Source organism: Okeania sp. KiyG1 (assembly GCF_014132355.1).
Taxonomy (GTDB): domain Bacteria; phylum Cyanobacteriota; class Cyanobacteriia; order Cyanobacteriales; family Microcoleaceae; genus Okeania.
Genome location: NZ_BLZO01000109.1, coordinates 23,808 through 43,233, shown reverse-complemented (window position 1 = coordinate 43,233; position 19,426 = coordinate 23,808). Strand labels below are relative to the sequence as shown.

The following is a 19,426-nucleotide window of genomic DNA, read 5'->3' as shown; positions in this document are numbered from 1 at the left end:
GTTTGACCAATTAATGGTATTGAAAAAGTACCTGGTTTTCAGCTCTTCATGCTCAAAAAGTTGGCATTTTGGGTAAGAGTGGGGCAAAAAAATTACTCCCGTACGGACGTTCCATGCAACGTCCCTACCCTGCTCCCCTACTCCTTGAGGGACGGTAAGTTATTGACAATATTTACAGTTTCTAAACTAACTGTAATTACTTGACTAATTAATCGGACAATATATTGTTCGTCGTCTAAGCGGTTGGGGTCATTTTCAATGTCACTGCGTTTGTCTACTTTTACTTGGTAGCGATCGATAATCCAATCTAAAGCGGAACGATTACCGAGACGATACTCAAAGACTTTTGGCGGAATATCAGCTAAGGTAAGAAAGTCGTTATAAGTTAATTGGGTTTTATCTTTGCTGAGTTTCATTTTTTCGACTCGCCAATTTAAGGGAACTTCTTCATTCTCGATAAATGTTAAGGGGTATTCGGGTTGTTGTTCGTAGTTGATGTGAATTTCGGCGAGGCGTTTTCCTGCATTGGCAAATCCTTGAAAGTCTGGAGCGTAGGGTATGCGGGGTAATTCTCGTTTGAGGTTATCGGCGTATTTTTCTCGGTAGGTGGGATGGTGTAAAAGAGCGTAGATATAATAGAAGATATCCCATTTAGCGATCATGGCGTCTTGGTATTCTTGGCGAAAGGTGTCTAAACTCCAATCAGTGATATTTTCTTGGCGGTTGTTTCCATCTTCGTCGTAGGTGTAGAAAGGGAAACATTGACCAGGACGTCCTCCAACATCCAAAGAAGGAATCAAATCTGTTATTTGAACTAAAAAAGGAATTTGAGTATGATTGGTGACACAAATTACCCGATTCTCTTTCTCAGTATCCGGGGTAGGGAATATGTAGGGAAATTGACCTCGGCGATCGTTTAAGTTTGCATCAAAATAGAGAAAAGATTTAGAAAAAGGACGATAGAGAGACTCTTTAATATGATTTTGGTCATATTCTACGATAATTCCTTGCTTCAAATGGTTTTTTAAAGTTGAAGACCAACTAATTTTAGTATCATCATAAGTGACAAAATCATCGACTTTAACAGATTTGTCTTGACAACCCTGCCATTTTCTTACTTGTTCATTATAAGTAGCGATCGCCTGTTGAATATTTTCTGCTAATTCATCAGGATTAAAATTATAAGCCCAAACATCACGATTAGTTTTTACTCCGTTGCTAAATAATTTAAAAATAGTATCGGTTACTTTTCCCTTTGCAGCTTTAGTTTCCTTACTTCCCATTGGGATAAAAGTTTCAAAATCAGCTTGCAATCCTTCCGTTAACCAGGTATTTTTTTTGTCTGGTTTAATTTCTTGCCAGTCAACCCCACCTAAATGCTGACATTTTTCCAAATAAGCATATTTTTCCTCTTTTCGCCAAAACTCACCCACATTTGCATAGTAAATTTGACATTGATATTTTTTATTTTCCTTCTTTTAATTAACAGATTAATACTAACCCCAACCTTAATATCAAAAACATTATAAATAGCTTTATTGCTATTATTCTTTCTAATATTACCCCCCAAATCTAAAACATAAATCTGACTAAAATCTTTGGCTAAATGTTGTCGCATCCCATCAAAAGCAATCGCATCAATAAAACTACTATTAGTGACAAAAGCCACAATTCCCTCATCTTTAATTCTATCCGCAGCCCAACGAAAAGCTTTTACATAAGGGTCTGAAAGAGAATTTTTTAAAGTTGCTTTTGAGTCTTTAGAATAAGTCTGAGCTACCCGTCGATCTACCTCTTCATACTTCCGATTTTTATTATTATCATTCTCATTTTGTTGCCACGCATTATAAGGAGGATTTCCAATAACCACAAAAATCTTTGAATCTTGCTGTCGTTGCACCCGTTGAGTATTTTCTGGAGTAAAAAAATCTAACTGTAACGCTTCTTGAACCGAAAAAGTATCAACCAAACAAATCCCTTCAAAGGGCTGATATTTACCCGTTGCTTCTAAATATTCATGCTCAATATTCATCGAAGCAATATAATAAGGCAATAACATCACCTCATTACAATGCAACTCATCCTTATATTTATCAGGTAGAGAAGTTTTCCTAATTTCCCGCATTACCCGCATCAGAAAATTACCCGTTCCCACAAACGGATCGAGAATATGTACCCCTTTATGGCTGAGAGATTTCTTAAACTCTTTTTTCAAAATCTCATCAACACTTTTTACCATAAAATCAACAATAGACTGGGGAGTATAGACAATGCCATGAGTATCAGCAACCTTAACAGCAAACCCTTGGAAAAACTTCTCATAAACCGTGTTTAAAAAATGCTGTTTTTCGCTATAGTCCTTAATAGTTTTAGCCGCTTCTTCCAATGCCAAATAAAAATAATCTACCTCCTCTAAAAAATGATTCCGACTAAAAGACTTCGAGGTTAAAGCATTAATCACCTTCTCAATTTCCACCGCAATAATATTCCGCTGAGTAAAATCTGGATTATCAAAAATCTGGCGAAAAATTCGTTCCGTTAGTAAATGCTGAATCAACATCTCTTCCACCGCTGCATCAGAAATATTCGGATTAATCGACAGACGGCAAATATTACTAAACCCGTCAAACACAGCAATAAACTTTTTATTAGTTTTGCGTTGACTCTGAATTAACTCAACTAATTTTTTCCCTAAATTATGAACTCTTTCCCCAAATTCTGTAGCTGCTTTTTCCCAATTTTCTATCTGGGGTGGGCGATATTCAAAAAATAACTTGAGACTTTCTACCAGAGCTTCCGGTTTCGTAATTTCTTCATCATAAACCTGTTTTCCTCCTTGCCAAATAATCACCCGTTCGGGAGACTGAAAAATAATATTATCTTTGGGATAACCTTTAGCAAATTTCTTTTGTACTTCCTTAGCTAAATCATCTTCGGTATCTTTAGCTTCCCAAATGCCATGTTTAAGAGTATCATCTCTAACTAATAACCCATCAACTCGGATTAGTTTTTTCTTAGTTAATGGAATGCTATTTTCTTGTAACAACGTCCAGTTAAACTGTTGACAACAAGCAGTTAGCAAGTCCGCAAAAGCAACTTTTACCGCCCCTTCATTAACGGCCCCCAACTGTATAAACTTATTTAAAGTTTGGTAATATAATTTGACTGGTTTATGAGTAGGTTTGAGGTTGAGAGTAGCCATTTCAGTTATCAGTTATCAGTTAACAGTTATCAGTCAATACAGACGTAGTGGATTGTTTCATCTTAAACAGTGCATTAGATTCAATTCAAAAGTCAAAAGTCAAAAGTCAAAAGTAAGAATTTTCAAGTTAAAAGCTAATGCACAGTTTTAGCTGTGTCAGTCTACTACCAATAGCTTACAACTTTTTAAGTTATTTTTTCCCTCTTCCTTCTTCCTTCTTCCTTCTTCCTTCTTAATTAGAAGCTAATTTATCAGCCCAACGAGTTGTTTCAGGTAATCGATATTTAGTAGTACATTTCAACACATAATTTATGGCAGTTGTTAAGCTAATTCTATGACCAGTTGAAACATAAATTGGCTTAACTCCAGTACGAGTTCTCACAACTGCACCAATAACTTCTTCTTCATCTATTATTGTTTGCCAATTCCCCCTTTCTAAACCCACAGAATTATATTGACCAATATAGTGAGATTTAGCTACACCAATACTAGGGATATTAACTAAAACTCCTAAATGACAAGCTATACCAAATCGACGAGGATGAATCAATCCTTGACCATCACAAAGCAATAATTCAGGAGTAATATTTAGCTTTTCTAGAGCATCTAAAATAGCAGGTATTTCTCGAAAAGATAATAATCCAGGAACATAAGAAAAAGAAGTAGGACGTTTAACTATAGACTTTTCTAATAATTCCAATTGTGGAAAACTTAAAACTGCTACTGCTGCTTGAGTAATCTTATCTGAATCACTATAACCAACATCAATACCAGCTACATATTTAATAGTTCCAAATTGGTCTTCAGTTATTACTTGATGACGGAGTTGTTGTTGCAGAGCGATCGCTGTTTCTACATCAGTAGGAAAAGGAAACTTTTGGTCTATTTTCATAATATATATATAGCCTGATAATTCAGCTACAGCAATTTCCAAAGTTATGAGGTACAGTTGACGGGGTAAATATTTTTTACTTGTTTCCTATCCTGCTCCTAATATTACCGAATAATTAAGGTTTAAAGCCTATCCTTTAAAGGAGAAACAAGCGGTCGTAGCGCAGTTTCCCCTAGGGTGGGATGGCGAGGAGACCTCGCCATATCCATGAGACCAAGAGATAAAAATTTTTCCTTTTAGTCAATCCTATCCGCTTTCAAGGAAAGTTCATTAATGGATAATTGATAATTGATAATTACCTCTGGTTAAAACCGTTACGGAATTGAATATCAGGAAATATTATTTCTTTTTTTTGGGTGCATCTCAATTTTGAATAAAGCCAAAAAATTATCGTTTTTAGGGAACAGGGAACAGGGAATATATATAGAAAAAAAGTATTGTTTGCAAATATGAGATGCACCCTTTTTTTTCCCTTAAAAGAGGAGGTTTTAAACCATAATTAGGGCTTGCTGAATAAAGTCTTTTTGCTATGGTAGGGAGTAGTGAAGAGTTAGGATGAACGGGGAGTTAGCTGAAGAACTGGTCATTCATAATCTACCCTTACTTTTTCTGTCATAATGACTCCAAAATCTTCACTTTTTGAGCTCCATCAACCGAAAAGCTGCTATTTCAGCACCTAAAATTATTCAAACCAATATCAGTCAATGCTTTCAGATTTAATCAGCAAGCCCTAATTATTAATTATTAATTATTAATTATTAATTATTAAACTATTCCCTTCTTTAAGAAGATTTACTATCTCTTCTTCCTAACTCATAAACACCGCAGATTACACAAACAATTATCCCAATACTAATTGACCAACTTTTATCTAAACCAATTTCTACACCCCAATTGCACAAACTTCCTACAATTAAAAAAGGCACAATACTAAAAATAGAAGCATAAAAAGCGTTCTGAGATTCTCTTGCTTTACGCGTCCTTTCAAATTCTTTCTCAGATGTATACAATGCTCTTTCTGCAAAATTAAACCAACGGTTAAGTTGTAACGTCACCCACTCACTCAGAGGGGAAAAACCCCAATATAAGGCCAAAGACCAGAGAGATGCACCTGCGATCGCTGTGGCATCTATGGCCAATCTAAAGGGAAAAATTTCTTCTAGTATCATTTTTTAAAATCTTATATTTTATTTTTCGTCAAAATATTAAATTCCTGAATTATAACAAATTTCAGCGATGATTATATTTTAAGTATTCAATTAAACTGAAGTTAGATAATTGATATTATCTGTTGTTGCTAGATTAGAAAAATAACTTAAATTAGGATTACATCTAGAACAAGTTAATATAATTGCCAAACAAACAGAATAATAGTTGACGAGCGGTTTTAATAACGTCCAATTAGGTGATGAAAAAATAACTAGACGGGTAAAATGTAGCTCTGGATTATATCTTAATCTTAAAAATACTTAATAAGACAAATATCGGTTCAACAATTAATTATTAATTATTAATTATTAATTATTAATTATTACCTCTCCTTAAAAAGAAGAGGATTGACAAAGAGATGAAAATTTTGTCTTCTCTTGGTCTGATGGATATTGCGAAGAGACCCGATATTATCAGATTCGCTCCGCTTTTTCCGTTTGTCATGGGCGACAGCCGTTAACGTAGTTATGCGCCAGCAAAACGCCATCTCACCCTTCGGGAAGCTACGCAACAATCGCTTTTTTCCCCTTTAAAGGAGAGGCTTTAAACCTTAACTATTCTGTAAAAAATGATTACTAAATATCTCATAATTAATACTTAATGAACTTAAATAAATAGCAAAAGTATGATTTACACATCCAGAAAAAATATATAAATAGTATCTAGAATCATAGAATAATGTAATGACAAATCATAATTTTGAATCGGAATATAATCTCAAACTCATTGTTGCAGGAATTGCATCTAAAATCGGCGAAGATTTTTTTCAGGCTTGTGCTAAATACCTGGCTCAAGTTTTGCAAATAAAATATGGATTTATTGGAGAATTTATAGACAGTACTCGACCACAAATTAAGGTATTAGCTTTTTGGTCAGGAGACAGGTTTATACCTAATTTTAAATACGATATAGAAGGAACTCCTTGTAGTACCGTTTATGAAACAGGTCTGCAAATTTATCCCCATTCAATTCAACAATTATTCCCAGAAGATAGAGATTTATTAACTTTGCAAGCTGAAAGTTATTTAGGTATTTCTATTGTAGATAGTCATGGAAAAAATGTCGGTCATGTTGGAGGTTTAGATACTAAACCTTTAAAACATGATTATGAACAACAAAAATCTATCTTAAAAGTAATTGCTACTCGCTCTGCAGCTGAAATTGAGCATCAATCATCTAAAAAAGCCTTAAAAAAGCAAAATATTTACTTACAAAGAACTCTTAAAAAGTTGAAAAGACTCAAGCTCAACTCATTCAGGCGGAAAAAATGTCTAGTTTGGGAGAAATGGTTGCCGGAGTTGCTCATGAGATTAATAATCCTGTCACCTTTATTTTGGGTAATTTAAATCACCTTGATAACTATACTAAAGATTTATTAGATTTAGTTAATCTTTTGCATAAAAATTCTTCAAATTTACCCAATGAAGTTGCAGACAAAATTGAAGAAATTGAATTGGATTATATTGAAGAAGACTTACCCAAGTTATTAGATTCAATCGAAAGAGGGGCAAACCGTATTAATAAAATTGTTAAATCACTACAAGTTTTCTCCCGCCTAGATAAAAAAATAATATCTGTAGATATTCATGTAATTATTGACAGTATATTACTAATTCTTCAACCACGTTTACAAAATCCATTGTTTCAGATTAAAGTCATTCAAGATTATAGCGAACTGTCTCTAGTTAATTGTTATCCTAATGCATTAAAGCAAGCAATAATGAATATTATTAATAATGCCATTGATGCACTAGAAATAAAATTTTCTCAGAATAAATTTGGAAAAGAACAACCAAAAATTTCTATCAGAACAGAAAAATTACAAAATGATTGGCTCGGGATTTATATTTCTGATAATGGCTTGGGTATAACAGAGGAAAATTACTCTAAAATATTCGACCCCTTTTTTACAACCAAACCAGTAAGTCAAGGCACAGGTTTAGGACTATCAATCAGTTATCAAATTATTGTTGAACAACATGAAGGGAGAATAAAATGTATTTCTTCTCCTGAAAAAAGAGCAGAATTTGTAATTGAAATACCAACTTGAAATTTTGTGAGAAGGAAGATACTGATATGAAGAGGGAAGTAGTATCCTACACAAGTGTTTAGGGTGATGTTATTATCATGCCATGAGTAAATTAACTTTGACACTAAAACTACCTTTTTATCGGCTTAATGCTTGTAAAGCTGCTGAATTTGAGCGATTAACTTTGCTCAATACTGAAGTAGCTAACACCTTGCTGAAAGTAGATACTTCAGTTCGTCGCAAGTATACGAGTAAGGATTTTGATCATATTGAAATAGGTTCAATGTGGATTAACCAAACTATTCGTAATACCTGCGCTTTGACTAAAGTTAAAAAATTTAAACGTTTGCCGTTAGAATTGACTACTCCCCGGACTCAAGTCACTGAGAAAGCTGTATCTTTCAACAATTAATAATGAATAATGAATAATGAATAATTACCTATCCTTGAAACGGATAGGATTGACAAAGAGATGAAAATTTTTCTTCTCTTGGTCGATTGGATATGGCTCCGAGACCTCGCCATCCCATCCTAACGGACTGCTCCGCAAACGACCGCTTATTATCCCCGATCAAGGGGAGGCGCATACCCACAATTTTTCGGTAATGGATGTAGTTGATTTAAAGGTAGGGGTCAATGACAGTCCCTAAACTAATGAGTAGTTTAAACAGGTGGATTTATCCGGTGTTGAAACTACCTTTAGAATCCACGCGAATTTATCCCGTGGAGTGTCAAATATATGTAGCACTATAGTTTTTGTTCTCTATATTTAGCGTTAGCCTCGAAATTTCTTAAGACCAGCTCATAGATTTGTCAATACCTAACAATACTATTTACTAATGGCAACATGGTGAAATTGTGATACAATTCCTCAGAATCTTCAGATGCGTCAAATCATCCCTGGTCACAAGAAATTGAGGAGTGAATAAAAACCATGTCAAATCCAATCCCCCTTGGTTTGCCCTTGGTATCTAATCCTATCAAGCAGTATTTTAAAAGTTCAAAAAAATTTTACTATTACTAGGAATTATTGGAGTTGGCTTCACCACCACAGGACTCAAACAAGAATTAGTCACAGCTCAAGAACCCAAAATTAATAATCAACAAATAGCCTACGTCAATAACTGGCAAAATGCTTCCTTCCCAGTCGAAAACTTTCAAGGATATACATCCCCTTTTGGCCCTAGAGGAGGGGGATTTCATTATGGGTTAGACCTAGCAGCACCCAGGGGAAGCTACATCCGAAATTGGTGGGCAGGCAAAGTTGTAGAAGTCTGGGAAGATAGGCGATGTGGTACTGGTATTGTTGTTAAGTCAGGTTATTGGGAACACGTTTACTGCCACGTTCAAGGAAGAGTAGAAACTCATGGTGGACGTCGTTATTTAGTAGATCGTGGTGGTGGAATTATGCTACTTCAAGGTCAAGTTCTACCCGCCGGGACTCGAATAGCGAGAGTGGGAATGACTGGTAGAACCAGTGGCCCCCATCTTCATTGGGGTTTGAAATATGGGGGTCGTTGGGTAGACCCTGGTTTAATTTTACGAGAGATGTATGCTCAACAAACCAGGAATTTATCAGGTTTACAAGGTAGATAATTAAAAGCCTTTCCTGGTGGAATGCTGCGCAAACAACAATTCAGCAGTTCAGCGGTCAGCTTTCCGCGCAAAGCTACGCAAACAGATACCTAATTATATGCACTACCTTTTTTGGCTGATAGCTGAAGCACTAATAGCTGATAGCTATTTAAAAAGGAAAAAAGGGGGTAGGAGTTCATCGAAAACTTCAAATTTCGATCTTCAACTAAATTTCAAAAAGGAGTCCCGCATTGTAATCTATAGACATCTCCAATAATAAAAAATAAAATCAATTATCACACTAGATATATCAATTATTTCCCTTTACTGCCTACTGCCTACTGCCTCTTTTCTGGAGATGTCTTATGATTCAGTGCCGGGAGGAATTTTTAATTTCAAATAAAATGAAGCTTCATTGTTGATTGATATTTTTGCCATTTGAAGTATCGTATAATAATGAAGCAAATAACAACTATATCCTGTAAATTAAAGGTCAGCCCAGAAGTGGCAAAAGAAATGGAAGCCACTATGGAAATGTTTGCAAATACTTGTCAGTATGTACACAAAAATAGTGACAAAAAACTGACAAATAATGTGGCAATGCAAGCTTTAATGTACGGTACAGTTAGAGAAAAGTTTCAGTGATCAGCACAAACTACAATTCACGCGACTTTGACGAGTATGTTCTAATCGCAAAACTTCTATTACTAATCATATTAAAAAGAATTAACTTTTACACCAACATCAGTTGATTACGACAGTAGAACATTTAGTTTAGATACAAAGAAATGGATTGTGAGTTTAAAGCTTTTGAGTAAGCGCACAAAATTTGAGTTATTAATCGGTAATTATCAACGTGGAATATTAAAAGGAAGTGGCAAAAGAAATGGAAGCCACTCTGGAAATGTTTGCTAATGATTGTCAGTATATACACAAAAACAGTGACAAAAAACTGACAAATAATGTGGCAATGCAAGTTTTAATGTACGGTACAGTTAGAGAAAAGTTTCAGTTATCAGCACAAACTACAATTCATACAATTAGGCGAGTATGTTCTAATCGCAAAACTTCTATTACTAATCATATTAAAAGAATTAACTTTTGCACCAACATCAGTTGATTACGACAGTAGAACATTTAGTTTAGATACAAAGAAATGGATTGTGAGTTTAAAGCTTTTGAGTAAGCGCACAAAATTTGAGTTATTAATCGGTAATTATCAACGTGGAATATTAAAAGGAAGTGGTAAAAGAAATAGAAGCCACTATGGAAAGCTTTGCTAATGCTTGTCAGTATATACACAAAAACAGTGACAAAAAACTGACAAATAATGTGGCAATGCAAGCTTTAATTTACGGTACAGTTAGAGAAAAGTTTCAGTGATCAGCACAAACTACAATTCATACAATTAGGCGAGTATGTTCTAATCGCAAAACTTCTATTACTAATCATATTAAAAAGAATTACCTTTTGCACCAACATCAGTTGATTACGACAGTAGAACATTTAGTTTAGATACAAAGAAATGGATTGTGAGTTTAAAGCTTTTGAGTAAGCGCACAAAATTTGAGTTATTAATCGGTAATTATCAACGTGGAATATTAAAAGGTAGTAAGCCTACTTCAGCAGTCTTAACTAAAAGAAATGATGGAACTTACTATATAAACATTCATGTTAATCATATTATTCCGGAGCCAAAGTAAACAAATAAAATAATAGGAATTGATTTAGGTAGGACAGATATAGCCTCAACATCTGAAGGTGAATCATGGTCAGTTCAACAATGAATAATGAATAATGAATAATGAATAATTACCTCTCCTTGAAAGAAGAGGATTGACAAAGAGATGAAAATTTTTCTTCACAGGAGTCGATTGGATATGGCGAGGAGACCTCGCCATCCCTCGACCGCTTATTATCCCCTTAAAAGGGGAGGCTTTAAACCACAATTTTTCGGTAAAAATATAACTTCTAAGAGAAATTATTATTCTCAAATCAGAGCAGTTCTACAAAAAAAGCATCTAAAGGCACTCGTAGTAGTCGAAGAAGATGTCGGCAACTACAGCAACGGTTATCAGGTAAAGAACGACGCTATCAGAAACACCTTAATCACGAAATAACAACATATTTAGTCAAAAAAGCAGCGACTAATAAGACTTCTATTGCCATAGAAGATTTAACTAATATTAGACAAAGAACTAATCAGCAACCAAGAAGTAAGAAAGAAAGAAGATTATCTAATAGTTGGGCTTTTTATCAGTTCAGAATGTTTCTTGCTTATAAATGTGTGTTACATGGCGTGAAATTAATATTAGTTAATCCAGCATATACAAGCCTTACCTGTCATAAATGTTTGCATATTCATCCTACAAAAGGTAAGTCATATCGTCATGGTAAAGATTATCATTGCCAGCATTGTGGATGGAAAGGTGATGCTGAGTGCGATTCGTTCAGTCAAAACCTAGAAAGGGGGGAAGACTGGCATCTGTGTAGTAACCCGTTTAAGGTTGAGTCCGCACTTAAATCCTATGCAGATGACAACTGAATAACCATGTTGGTGAAGAAAAGTATCCTAGAAATTCTAAGCCCAACCCTCCAGGTGCAGGAGTGAAAACATATTCCCTGCTGTAGAGAGTGGTCTTCAATATGGCAAAGCGGGAATAAAAGGTCAAAAGTATACCAAACCTCGTGGTCAAGGCAGACTGAGTAAGTCCGTATGGATAACAAAAGTGAAGGAATATTTGAACCGTCTACACGCCTGACTAGCGAAAGAGGATGATACGCTAGACGAACCAAAAGGTCACAAAACTTGGGAATCAACAGAATTCGGCTCTAGTTGATAAGCACTTCCCAAAAAGGCGGAGAATTTCATTCTAACCGGACAAACCGATGGTTATTCGGAACGAAGTAACCCTGGTCGTTACTCTGTGAGGAGGTCGATACCCACAGTAGTCAACCAAGACGCAAACTCTAGGAAACTAGGTAATGCTAGGGAAAGATTGAGCTCAATTGCTAATGCTTAACCGTAATGGTTGAGATACGCCGACGGACTCACGATGTAACGGAAGGTAAGGCTGTTAGTAGTAGTAATGTTATGAACACGGAATCAAAACCGATGTATAGATGGAAGGACATCCCCTGGCCAAAGCTAGAAAGGATGGTCTATAAGCTACAGAAACGGATTTATCAAGCGTCTCGTTGTGGCAACGTCGCATTAGTTCACAGACTCCAAAAGTTGCTCGTCAAATCTTGGTCAGCCAAAGCCATAGCGGTGCGTAGAGTGACCCAGGAAAATCAGGGCAAAAAGACAGCAGGAGTGGATGGGGTAAAATCCCTATCCCCAGCAGCACGTCTAAAGCTCATAGACCAACTCAAACTGGGAACAAAGGTTAAACCAACAAGAAGGGTTTGGATACCCAAACCTGGGACAGTTGAAAAACGACCTTTAGGAATACCTACCATGTATGACCGCGCATTACAGGCTTTAGTAAAAATGGCACTAGAACCAGAGTGGGAGGCCCTCTTTGAGCCAAATAGTTACGGCTTTAGACCAGGTAGAAACTGCCACGATGCCATACAAGCCATACAATGTAGCATCAAACAAAAGGCAAAATATGTCCTTGATGCTGATATAGCCAAATGCTTTGACCGAATTAATCATGAGAAGCTACTAGAAAAACTGAATACCTTCCCCACCTTTCACCAGACAAGTCCGAGCTTGGTTAAAAGCTGGTGTAATGGATGGAAAAGAATTATTCCCAACTGAAACAGGCACCCCCCAGGGAGGGGTAATATCACCCTTGCTTGCCAATATTGCTTTGCATGGCATGGAAGAAGAGATTAAGAGTTTGTCAGAATCATTTGACATGAAGCGCTCCGACGGTAAATACCAACTACCAAAAAGAGACAAAAGAAACTCAATTAGTTTAATCAGATATGCCGACGACTTAGTAATTTTACATGAGTCTGAAAAAGCAATCCATCAGTGCCATCAGGTCATAGCAGAATGGCTTCAACAAATTGGTCTAGAACTCAACAAGTGTAAAACCCGAATAGCCCACACCCTTGAATCATACAGAGGAGAGGAAAAAGGCTTTGACTTCCTGGGATTTCATATATACCAATATAAAGCAGGTAAATGTCGTTCAGGAAAAGACACAAAAGGCAACTTGCTCGGGTTCAAAACCCAAATCTCCCCCTCAAAGAAAGCCCAGAAAAGGCACTACGCCAAAATAGCTGAAGTAATAGAAAAACATAGAGGGAAATCCCAGGCAGCATTAATTAAAAACCTGAACCCTATCATCAACGGATGGTGTAATTACTTCAAGCCATACCAATGTAGTAAAGTGTTCTCCAAAATGGATTACCTCATATTCTGGAAACTCTGGAAATGGGGGAAACACAGACACCGGAACAAAGGGGAAAAATGGATTAGGCAGAAATACTGGCACACAATCAAAGGGGATAATTGGGTGTTCTCCACAAGAGAATATTCAAATCCATATCACCTGATTAAACACTCATCCGTATCCACTAATATTGGGTACATAAAAGTCAAAGGTGAATCATCCCCTTACAATGGCGACTTAATATATTGGAGTTCCCGAATGGGTAAAAACCCCCTAGTTTCAAAGAGAATGGCAACGTTACTCAAAAGACAGAAGGGAATATGCCCATATTGTGGATTAAATTTTCAAGGTGGAGATATTATCGAACTTGACCATATCATTCCTAAGTCACTAGGCGGAAAGGATGAGTATAAAAACTGGCAATTACTCCATCGGCATTGTCACGATAATAAGACTTCCATTGATGGAAGTTATGGCACAAAATCTGACTGTAATAGGGTCAAGCCCAAATCACCGTCTGATATTCCAAAGAATTATCGTTGGATAGAAGATATGTTGGTGGTGACGTAGACTTGACAAGTCCCGTTTCATTGAGGAGCCGTATGATGCGAAGCGCGACGTGCAAAGTCGCTGTTGATGAATAGAGAGCCGACTCTCTCTGGGGTACTTCTGTCCAGTTCCCCTATAAAAGACTCTACAGAGTCCGGTCACGGCGGGAGTAAGTAATGAAACCGTTGGAGTGCAGACCATAAAAGCGTCTAAGCTGATAGCCTAAACTGGTAGTGATGCGAGGGGAAGAATTGGAAGGGTTAACGATAAGTGAACTGTTAATCTAGCTCCGTGATATACGGAAAGGTGAAATTAGGCTGAAACACCTTAACCAAAATGGTAAGTAGCAAGGTTGTTGAAAGTTTCGTGGTTCAACAAAGAAGTCCAAACGCTACCGGAGTATGAACAGAACCCTAACCAATCCGCAAGTCATCAACGGCGAAACACGATAAGTCCAATAGACTCTTTGTTGTTTCACAGCAAAGTAAGCCCAGAGCAATCAAAGCCGAATGTCTAGGGGATAAAGGAAGTCAGAAAAAGCGAACGCCCCTGTGTAATGCAGAGGATAAGGGTTGAGGAATTGTTCCAACATCACACCGCCTGAAAATGGCAGCCCAATTCTGACAGGTCTTAAACGATAAACACATTTCAAAGAAACCCAACTGAGTTAAAAGATGGAAACCATAACGGTTATCGGAGACAAAGGACATCTTCAAGACTGGCAACAGATTAACTGGAAACCAGTGATGAAGAACGTTAGGAATCTAAGGAAGCGAATTTATCGTGCTACACAGAACGGTCAGTGGAATCAGGTCAGAAGCCTGACAAAACTGATGTTAAGGAGCTACAACAACCTACTTTGGTCTGTGCGAAAAATCACCCAACTAAATCTGGGAAAACGAACACCTGGTGTAGATAAGGAGGTGGCATTAACACCAGAACAACGGGTCAAACTTATCCATGAAATGGGACAACAGACTTTGTGGAAAGTAAAACCGACCAAACGGGTCTATATCCCAAAAGCCAACGGTAAGCAAAGACCATTAGGCATACCCACTATCAAAGATAGAGTCGCACAAACCATCGTCAAAAACGCCCTAGAACCCATCTGGGAAGCCCAATTCGAGCCAAACAGCTTCGGGTTTCGAGCTGGAAGAAGCTGCCACGATGCCATAGAACAATGTTTCTTACGCCTACAAGGTAACAGAGACACATGGGTATTAGATGCCGACATCTGCGGATTCTTCGACAACATTTCCCACCAAGTTATTCTCAATTCCATCAGGAATTTCCCCGCCCGCAACCTCATCAAACAATGGCTAAAGGCAGGATACTTGGATAAAGGACAACACCACGACACTCCCAGCGGTACACCACAAGGAGGCACGATTAGCCCTCTTTTAGCAAATATTGGACTACATGGCCTGGAAAACTTCCTCAACCAATTCCAGAAGAAGAAAGGCAATTACAAATCCAATCGATATGGCTTCATTCGGTACGCGGATGATTTCGTTGTAACCGCTACCTGTCGAAAAGACCTTGAAGAAATCCTACCCCAAATTGAAGAATGGCTAGCACAAAAGGGACTACAACTGAATAGAGAAAAAACCCGCATCGTACATATAAGCTATGGATTCAACTTCCTAGGGTTTAATCTCAGACAATATCAAGGCAAGCTTCTGATCAAACCGCAAAAGCAAAAAGTTCTAGAATTCCTACAATCAATTAGGGATTGGCTCTCGACTAACCGGGCGGTCGAACAGAAAATTGTCATTGAACAACTCAACCCTAAACTTCGCGGCTTTGGGAACTATTATCGTCATGCAGTCAGCAAAGAAGTGTTCAATTATATACGTTCAGAAGTGTGGATAGCACTTTGGAGATGGGCCAAAAGACGACACCCTAATAAGGGAAAAAGGTGGATTGCTAACCGATACTTTCAAATTCGAGGCAAAGGATGGGAATTTGCTTGTCAGGTCAAAGACCGAAAAGGAGTTTCAAAAGAAATTATCCTATTTAATATTGCAAGTATCCCCATTGAACGCCATATTAAAGTCAAAGGAACCGCATCCCCGGACGACCCCAACCTACAAGAATATTGGGCAAAAAGAGCCATTAAATCTGGCAAAACCATCTGGGATAAAGGGTCTAAATATTACAAAATCGCCCAAAACCAGAACTGGAAATGCCCAATTTGTGGGGAAAAACTAAATAACGGAGAAGCTCTAGAAACTCACCACATCATAGCTCTGGTGAAAGGTGGTACAGAGGATATTGACAATCTTCAACACCTACACAAAATTTGCCATAAAACCATACACAGTGGTAGACGTTCTGTTAAAGCGGAGGCTTGAGCCGGATGATGCGAAGAGTGTCAAGTCCGGTTCTCAGGGGAGGGAGATACGGTGACGTATGCTCTCTTACCCGACAGTATCAAGTACGGTTTTGGAGAGCAGCGGTTCTCGTGAGGGAGTCGCTGACTTTAATTTATAATGGAGCCAAAAATATAGCTGCTTTGGGGTTGAGTGTAAACCAGCCTGGAGGTCCCTGGTTATCCTGTGAAGTTAGCAGTCTTGATTTCGTTGCAAGACAGCTAACTATATGGGATATACTGGAGGGCTACGAAAAGCCCGCATCATAATATCTGATTTGATGCCGGGTAGTTTACCTTTTCTTTTCTAAATTAATAGAAAGAGCCTGTTTCTCAGGTAACGTTGTGTATTCCGAAACAATTCTCCGGAACTCTTCACCCTCAATAGTTTCCTTTTCTATTAAAAGGTCTACCAACCTGTCCATCACCACACGATTTTCTCTAATGATTCGGCGAGCTTCCTCATAACAATGAACAGCTATTGCTCGAACTTGATGGTCAATTTTAGTCGCAACTTCCTCAGAATATTCTGACTGTGACTGCCAACCTCTACCTAAAAAGACTTCCTCACTAGGATTCTCTAAAGCAACTGGCCCTAAATCGGACATTCCATAACGAGTTACCATTTCACGGGTTAAATTTGCCACACTCCTAATATCGTTAGCAGCTCCCACCGTTACCTCCGCAGGGCCAAAAATCTCTTCCTCCGCAGCACGTCCACCTAGAGAAATTGTAATTCTGTCTATTAACCAAGAACGAGTATATAACCCACTGTCAACCATTGCTTCATCCATAATTGGTTGAGCAAAACCACCCACTCCTCCAGAACGAGGAATAATACTCACCTTATTCAGAGGGTCCGCATTTTTGAGCAAGGTCATTAATAAAGCGTGTCCGACTTCATGGTAAGCAATTAACCGTTTTTTCTTACTATCCAATAATGGAGTTAAACTCAAACCGATGGTCACTCGGTCAATAGCATCATCAATTTCCGAGGGTGTAACTGCTTCCTTACGTCTTCTAGCAGTCAGAATAGCTGCTTCGTTCAACATATTCGCTAAATCTGCTCCCGAAAAACCAGGTGTCCGACGAGCGATCGCCTCTAAGGAAACCTCTGGAGTTAGTTTTTTATTCCGAGCATGGACTTCCAAAATTCCCAAGCGTCCATTATAAGCGGGCAAGTCCACAGTTACTTGTCTATCAAACCGACCAGGACGTAATAATGCAGCATCCAAGACATCAGGACGGTTAGTTGCAGCGATAATAATTATGCCTGTATTGCCTTCAAATCCATCCATCTCTGTCAGTAACTGGTTTAGGGTTTGTTCCCTTTCATCGTTACCCCCACCAATACCAGCTCCCCGTTGTCTACCCACCGCATCTATTTCATCTATAAATATGATGCAAGGAGCATTTTCTTTGGCTTTGCGAAATAAGTCCCTGACACGAGAAGCTCCCACACCCACGAACATTTCCACAAATTCTGAGCCAGAGATACTAAAAAAAGGAACTCCTGCTTCTCCAGCGATCGCCTTTGCCAATAGAGTTTTACCTGTTCCCGGAGGTCCTACCAAAAGTACTCCTTTAGGAATTTTTGCCCCAATAGCTGTAAATTTTTCTGGCTTTTTGAGGAAACTGACTACTTCCTGAAGTTCTTCTTTTGCTTCTTCGATACCTGCCACATCATCGAATAATACTCCTGTTTTGGCCTCCATTTGAAAACGTGCCCTGGACTTGCCAAAGTTTAAAGCATTTCCTTGTGACTGGCTAGAACGACGTAGAATACTTAGCAGCACAATGATAACTATAAAGACGATGAGTACATTAAATATAATGCCCATAGCTACGCTATTGTCGGCAGAGCGCTTTAGTTCAAAGTCAATTTTTTGAGCGCGAACTAGGGCGTGTAGTTCTGGATTATCCTCAAAAATATTGACGGTATACATAGATTCATTACTCTTTTGCCCTTTCAGGCTAACTTTAGCTATTCCTCGAGAGGGATAAGCATCTATTTCTGTAACTTCTCCAGCTTTGATTTTTTCTAGTAGCTGAGTATAGGTGAGAGAGTTTTGAGTATTAGTTTTATTAGCAAAAGCTGGAGTTGCTAGTAACGCACCTTGAGTAATTATCCCAGTTGCTAAAATTCTCCATATAAGTTTTCTAGATTTTTGAAAAAGAATAGTTTTGGTATTTTGAGTATTAGCTTTAGCGTTCCACGGTGATGGGTGATGGTTGTTAATTTTATTAGACCCATCTGTTTTTATTTGTTTCCAGAAATTTTTCATTAGTATTCTTGAGTGGTGGCCTTTTATCTAGATTAAGGGTACATATCTATATCAATAGCGTATTTCATTATCTTTGCAGTGGTAGTAGTTTGATTCATATCTGATACCAATTACCATGCATTAATGCTTAACTTAAGTAGCACTTCAATTATTAAGTAATTAGCACAAGCCAAATTACATTTTTGGTAATTATTAGCTAGTGTCGCTACCCGGAAGTTAAAAGTCAGTAGGGGCGTTAACGTAGTTGTGCGTAGCAAATGGCCATTTACTGACGCAAAGCTGCCGAATTTCGCCCGTACAAAAGCGAGTGTGTAATTCTGAGGTTTCCTACGGGGCACCTACTGTGCGGAAGTAATTCCGCACACAGCCCCTCCAGAATGTAAGACACACATCTGACAGTCAAAAGTATTGTTTAGTAAAGCTTTTAAGATTTTGTAACTGCTCAGTTATTTCCGCCATCCTGCACTAAGAGCGCATTAATTATTCTGATTTTTACTTCTCTGTGTACCGGCAAACGGCCGTTTGCCCCTACTCTTCAGCTCAAGAAAATGTAGAAAAGTTTTTGAGAAATGGTATGAGGTATCCGCCTTCGTTGAAATAGAACTGCCTCACAGAATTCTGTACCTCTATTTTTAAATAGGGCTTTCTGATTAATTATCAAACCATTGACTCCTAAAAGTTTGAGCCTTCTTTGATTCCCAGAAAGTGCCCTGGGAGTAGTCTAAAAATCTCAAAAAGTTAGCATAAAAGGCAAACCTTCGGACAGAAAAATCTCAGGACAATTCTCACTCCTATCTCCTCATTATTCCCCGTCCCTCCTGTCTCCTGTCTCCTGTCTCCTGTCTCCTGTCTCCTGTCTCCTGTCTCCTACCCCTACCACTCATACTTTATGAGCGCAAACCCTAAATAGCTCTCATCAGGGTTTTATATCTAAATCAAGCGATCGCTCTATGTCTCTCAACCAA

15 protein-coding genes and 2 pseudogenes are annotated in these 19,426 nt (G+C 37.9%); 12 read left to right on the top strand and 5 right to left on the bottom strand.

The features are described 5' to 3' along the window. Nucleotides 1-137: 137 nt before the first annotated feature. The 4 genes from SAGCYANO_RS45625 to SAGCYANO_RS25580 all read right to left on the bottom strand — a co-directional run bounded on the left by SAGCYANO_RS45625 (nt 138) and on the right by SAGCYANO_RS25580 (nt 5,260). On the bottom strand, nt 138-1,433 hold the full coding sequence (locus SAGCYANO_RS45625) for a type ISP restriction/modification enzyme (protein ID WP_237396686.1): 1,296 nt from the start codon (nt 1,431-1,433) through the stop codon (nt 138-140). Beyond that, complete coding sequence (locus tag SAGCYANO_RS45620) at nt 1,373-3,202, bottom strand: N-6 DNA methylase (RefSeq protein ID WP_237396684.1); 1,830 nt, start codon at nt 3,200-3,202, stop codon at nt 1,373-1,375. Before SAGCYANO_RS45620 ends, SAGCYANO_RS45625 begins: the two co-directional genes overlap by 61 nt. A 232-nt stretch (nt 3,203-3,434) precedes the next feature. Next, nucleotides 3,435-4,094 carry a deoxyribonuclease V gene (gene nfi / locus SAGCYANO_RS25585; RefSeq protein ID WP_202222665.1) on the bottom strand — a complete coding sequence of 220 codons (660 nt, stop codon included), beginning with the start codon at nt 4,092-4,094 and terminating at the stop codon, nt 3,435-3,437. A gap of 782 nt (nt 4,095-4,876) precedes the next feature. Beyond that, nucleotides 4,877-5,260, bottom strand: coding sequence for a hypothetical protein (locus SAGCYANO_RS25580; RefSeq protein ID WP_202222742.1), 384 nt, complete (start codon nt 5,258-5,260; stop codon nt 4,877-4,879). Between the two features lie 726 nt (nt 5,261-5,986). Between SAGCYANO_RS25580 and SAGCYANO_RS25575 the strand changes: the two genes are divergently transcribed. The 12 genes and pseudogenes from SAGCYANO_RS25575 to ltrA all read left to right on the top strand — a co-directional run bounded on the left by SAGCYANO_RS25575 (nt 5,987) and on the right by ltrA (nt 16,159). Beyond that, nucleotides 5,987-6,649 (top strand): GAF domain-containing protein, encoded by a 663-nt coding sequence (locus SAGCYANO_RS25575; RefSeq protein WP_202222664.1) that lies wholly within the window; start codon nt 5,987-5,989, stop codon nt 6,647-6,649. Beyond that, complete coding sequence (locus SAGCYANO_RS25570; protein WP_202222663.1) at nt 6,571-7,353, top strand: sensor histidine kinase; 783 nt, start codon at nt 6,571-6,573, stop codon at nt 7,351-7,353. The genes SAGCYANO_RS25575 and SAGCYANO_RS25570 overlap by 79 nt, the downstream gene beginning before the upstream one ends. 82 nt (nt 7,354-7,435) lie before the next feature. Beyond that, nucleotides 7,436-7,744 (top strand): hypothetical protein, encoded by a 309-nt coding sequence (locus SAGCYANO_RS25565; RefSeq protein WP_202222662.1) that lies wholly within the window; start codon nt 7,436-7,438, stop codon nt 7,742-7,744. A gap of 617 nt (nt 7,745-8,361) precedes the next feature. After that, nucleotides 8,362-8,928 carry a M23 family metallopeptidase gene (locus SAGCYANO_RS25560; protein WP_375339994.1) on the top strand — a complete coding sequence of 189 codons (567 nt, stop codon included), beginning with the start codon at nt 8,362-8,364 and terminating at the stop codon, nt 8,926-8,928. A gap of 435 nt (nt 8,929-9,363) precedes the next feature. After that, nucleotides 9,364-9,552, top strand: coding sequence for a hypothetical protein (locus SAGCYANO_RS25555; RefSeq protein ID WP_202222661.1), 189 nt, complete (start codon nt 9,364-9,366; stop codon nt 9,550-9,552). A gap of 229 nt (nt 9,553-9,781) precedes the next feature. Continuing rightward, entirely contained in the window at nt 9,782-10,027 is a 246-nt protein-coding gene (locus SAGCYANO_RS25550) for a hypothetical protein (protein WP_202222660.1), read from the top strand. Nucleotides 10,028-10,149: 122 nt separating this feature from the next. Then, the gene (locus SAGCYANO_RS25545) at nt 10,150-10,290 is read left to right on the top strand and encodes a hypothetical protein (RefSeq protein WP_202222659.1); all 141 of its coding nucleotides are present in this window, start codon (nt 10,150-10,152) and stop codon (nt 10,288-10,290) included. Nucleotides 10,291-10,439: 149 nt separating this feature from the next. Then, a complete protein-coding gene (locus SAGCYANO_RS25540; RefSeq protein WP_237396682.1) occupies nt 10,440-10,610 on the top strand; it encodes a hypothetical protein in 171 nt (56 codons plus the stop codon). 362 nt (nt 10,611-10,972) lie between these two features. Then, nucleotides 10,973-11,452, top strand: a pseudogene (locus tag SAGCYANO_RS25530) (RNA-guided endonuclease TnpB family protein); the annotation flags it as partial. 483 nt (nt 11,453-11,935) lie between these two features. After that, nucleotides 11,936-13,342, top strand: a pseudogene (locus SAGCYANO_RS25525) (reverse transcriptase N-terminal domain-containing protein). Nucleotides 13,343-13,514: 172 nt separating this feature from the next. Next, nucleotides 13,515-13,826, top strand: coding sequence for an HNH endonuclease (locus SAGCYANO_RS50635; protein WP_375339993.1), 312 nt, complete (start codon nt 13,515-13,517; stop codon nt 13,824-13,826). A gap of 653 nt (nt 13,827-14,479) precedes the next feature. After that, on the top strand, nt 14,480-16,159 hold the full coding sequence (gene ltrA, locus SAGCYANO_RS25520; protein ID WP_202222656.1) for a group II intron reverse transcriptase/maturase: 1,680 nt from the start codon (nt 14,480-14,482) through the stop codon (nt 16,157-16,159). A gap of 310 nt (nt 16,160-16,469) precedes the next feature. Here the strand turns inward: ltrA and ftsH are convergent, their stop codons facing one another. Then, a complete protein-coding gene (gene ftsH, locus SAGCYANO_RS25515) occupies nt 16,470-18,461 on the bottom strand; it encodes an ATP-dependent zinc metalloprotease FtsH (RefSeq protein ID WP_237396680.1) in 1,992 nt (663 codons plus the stop codon). Nucleotides 18,462-19,426 lie beyond the last annotated feature (965 nt).

What these genes read in the sequence shown, in the direction of transcription:
- SAGCYANO_RS45620 (WP_237396684.1), bottom strand. Translation starts at nt 3,202, where the DNA reads ATGGCTACTCTCAACCTCAAACCTACTCATAAACCAGTCAAATTATAT.
- nfi (WP_202222665.1), bottom strand. Translation starts at nt 4,094, where the DNA reads ATGAAAATAGACCAAAAGTTTCCTTTTCCTACTGATGTAGAAACAGCG.
- SAGCYANO_RS25575 (WP_202222664.1), top strand. Translation starts at nt 5,987, where the DNA reads ATGACAAATCATAATTTTGAATCGGAATATAATCTCAAACTCATTGTT.
- SAGCYANO_RS25570 (WP_202222663.1), top strand. Translation starts at nt 6,571, where the DNA reads ATGTCTAGTTTGGGAGAAATGGTTGCCGGAGTTGCTCATGAGATTAAT.
- SAGCYANO_RS25565 (WP_202222662.1), top strand. Translation starts at nt 7,436, where the DNA reads ATGAGTAAATTAACTTTGACACTAAAACTACCTTTTTATCGGCTTAAT.
- SAGCYANO_RS25555 (WP_202222661.1), top strand. Translation starts at nt 9,364, where the DNA reads ATGAAGCAAATAACAACTATATCCTGTAAATTAAAGGTCAGCCCAGAA.
- SAGCYANO_RS50635 (WP_375339993.1), top strand. Translation starts at nt 13,515, where the DNA reads ATGGGTAAAAACCCCCTAGTTTCAAAGAGAATGGCAACGTTACTCAAA.
- ltrA (WP_202222656.1), top strand. Translation starts at nt 14,480, where the DNA reads ATGGAAACCATAACGGTTATCGGAGACAAAGGACATCTTCAAGACTGG.
- ftsH (WP_237396680.1), bottom strand. Translation starts at nt 18,461, where the DNA reads ATGAAAAATTTCTGGAAACAAATAAAAACAGATGGGTCTAATAAAATT.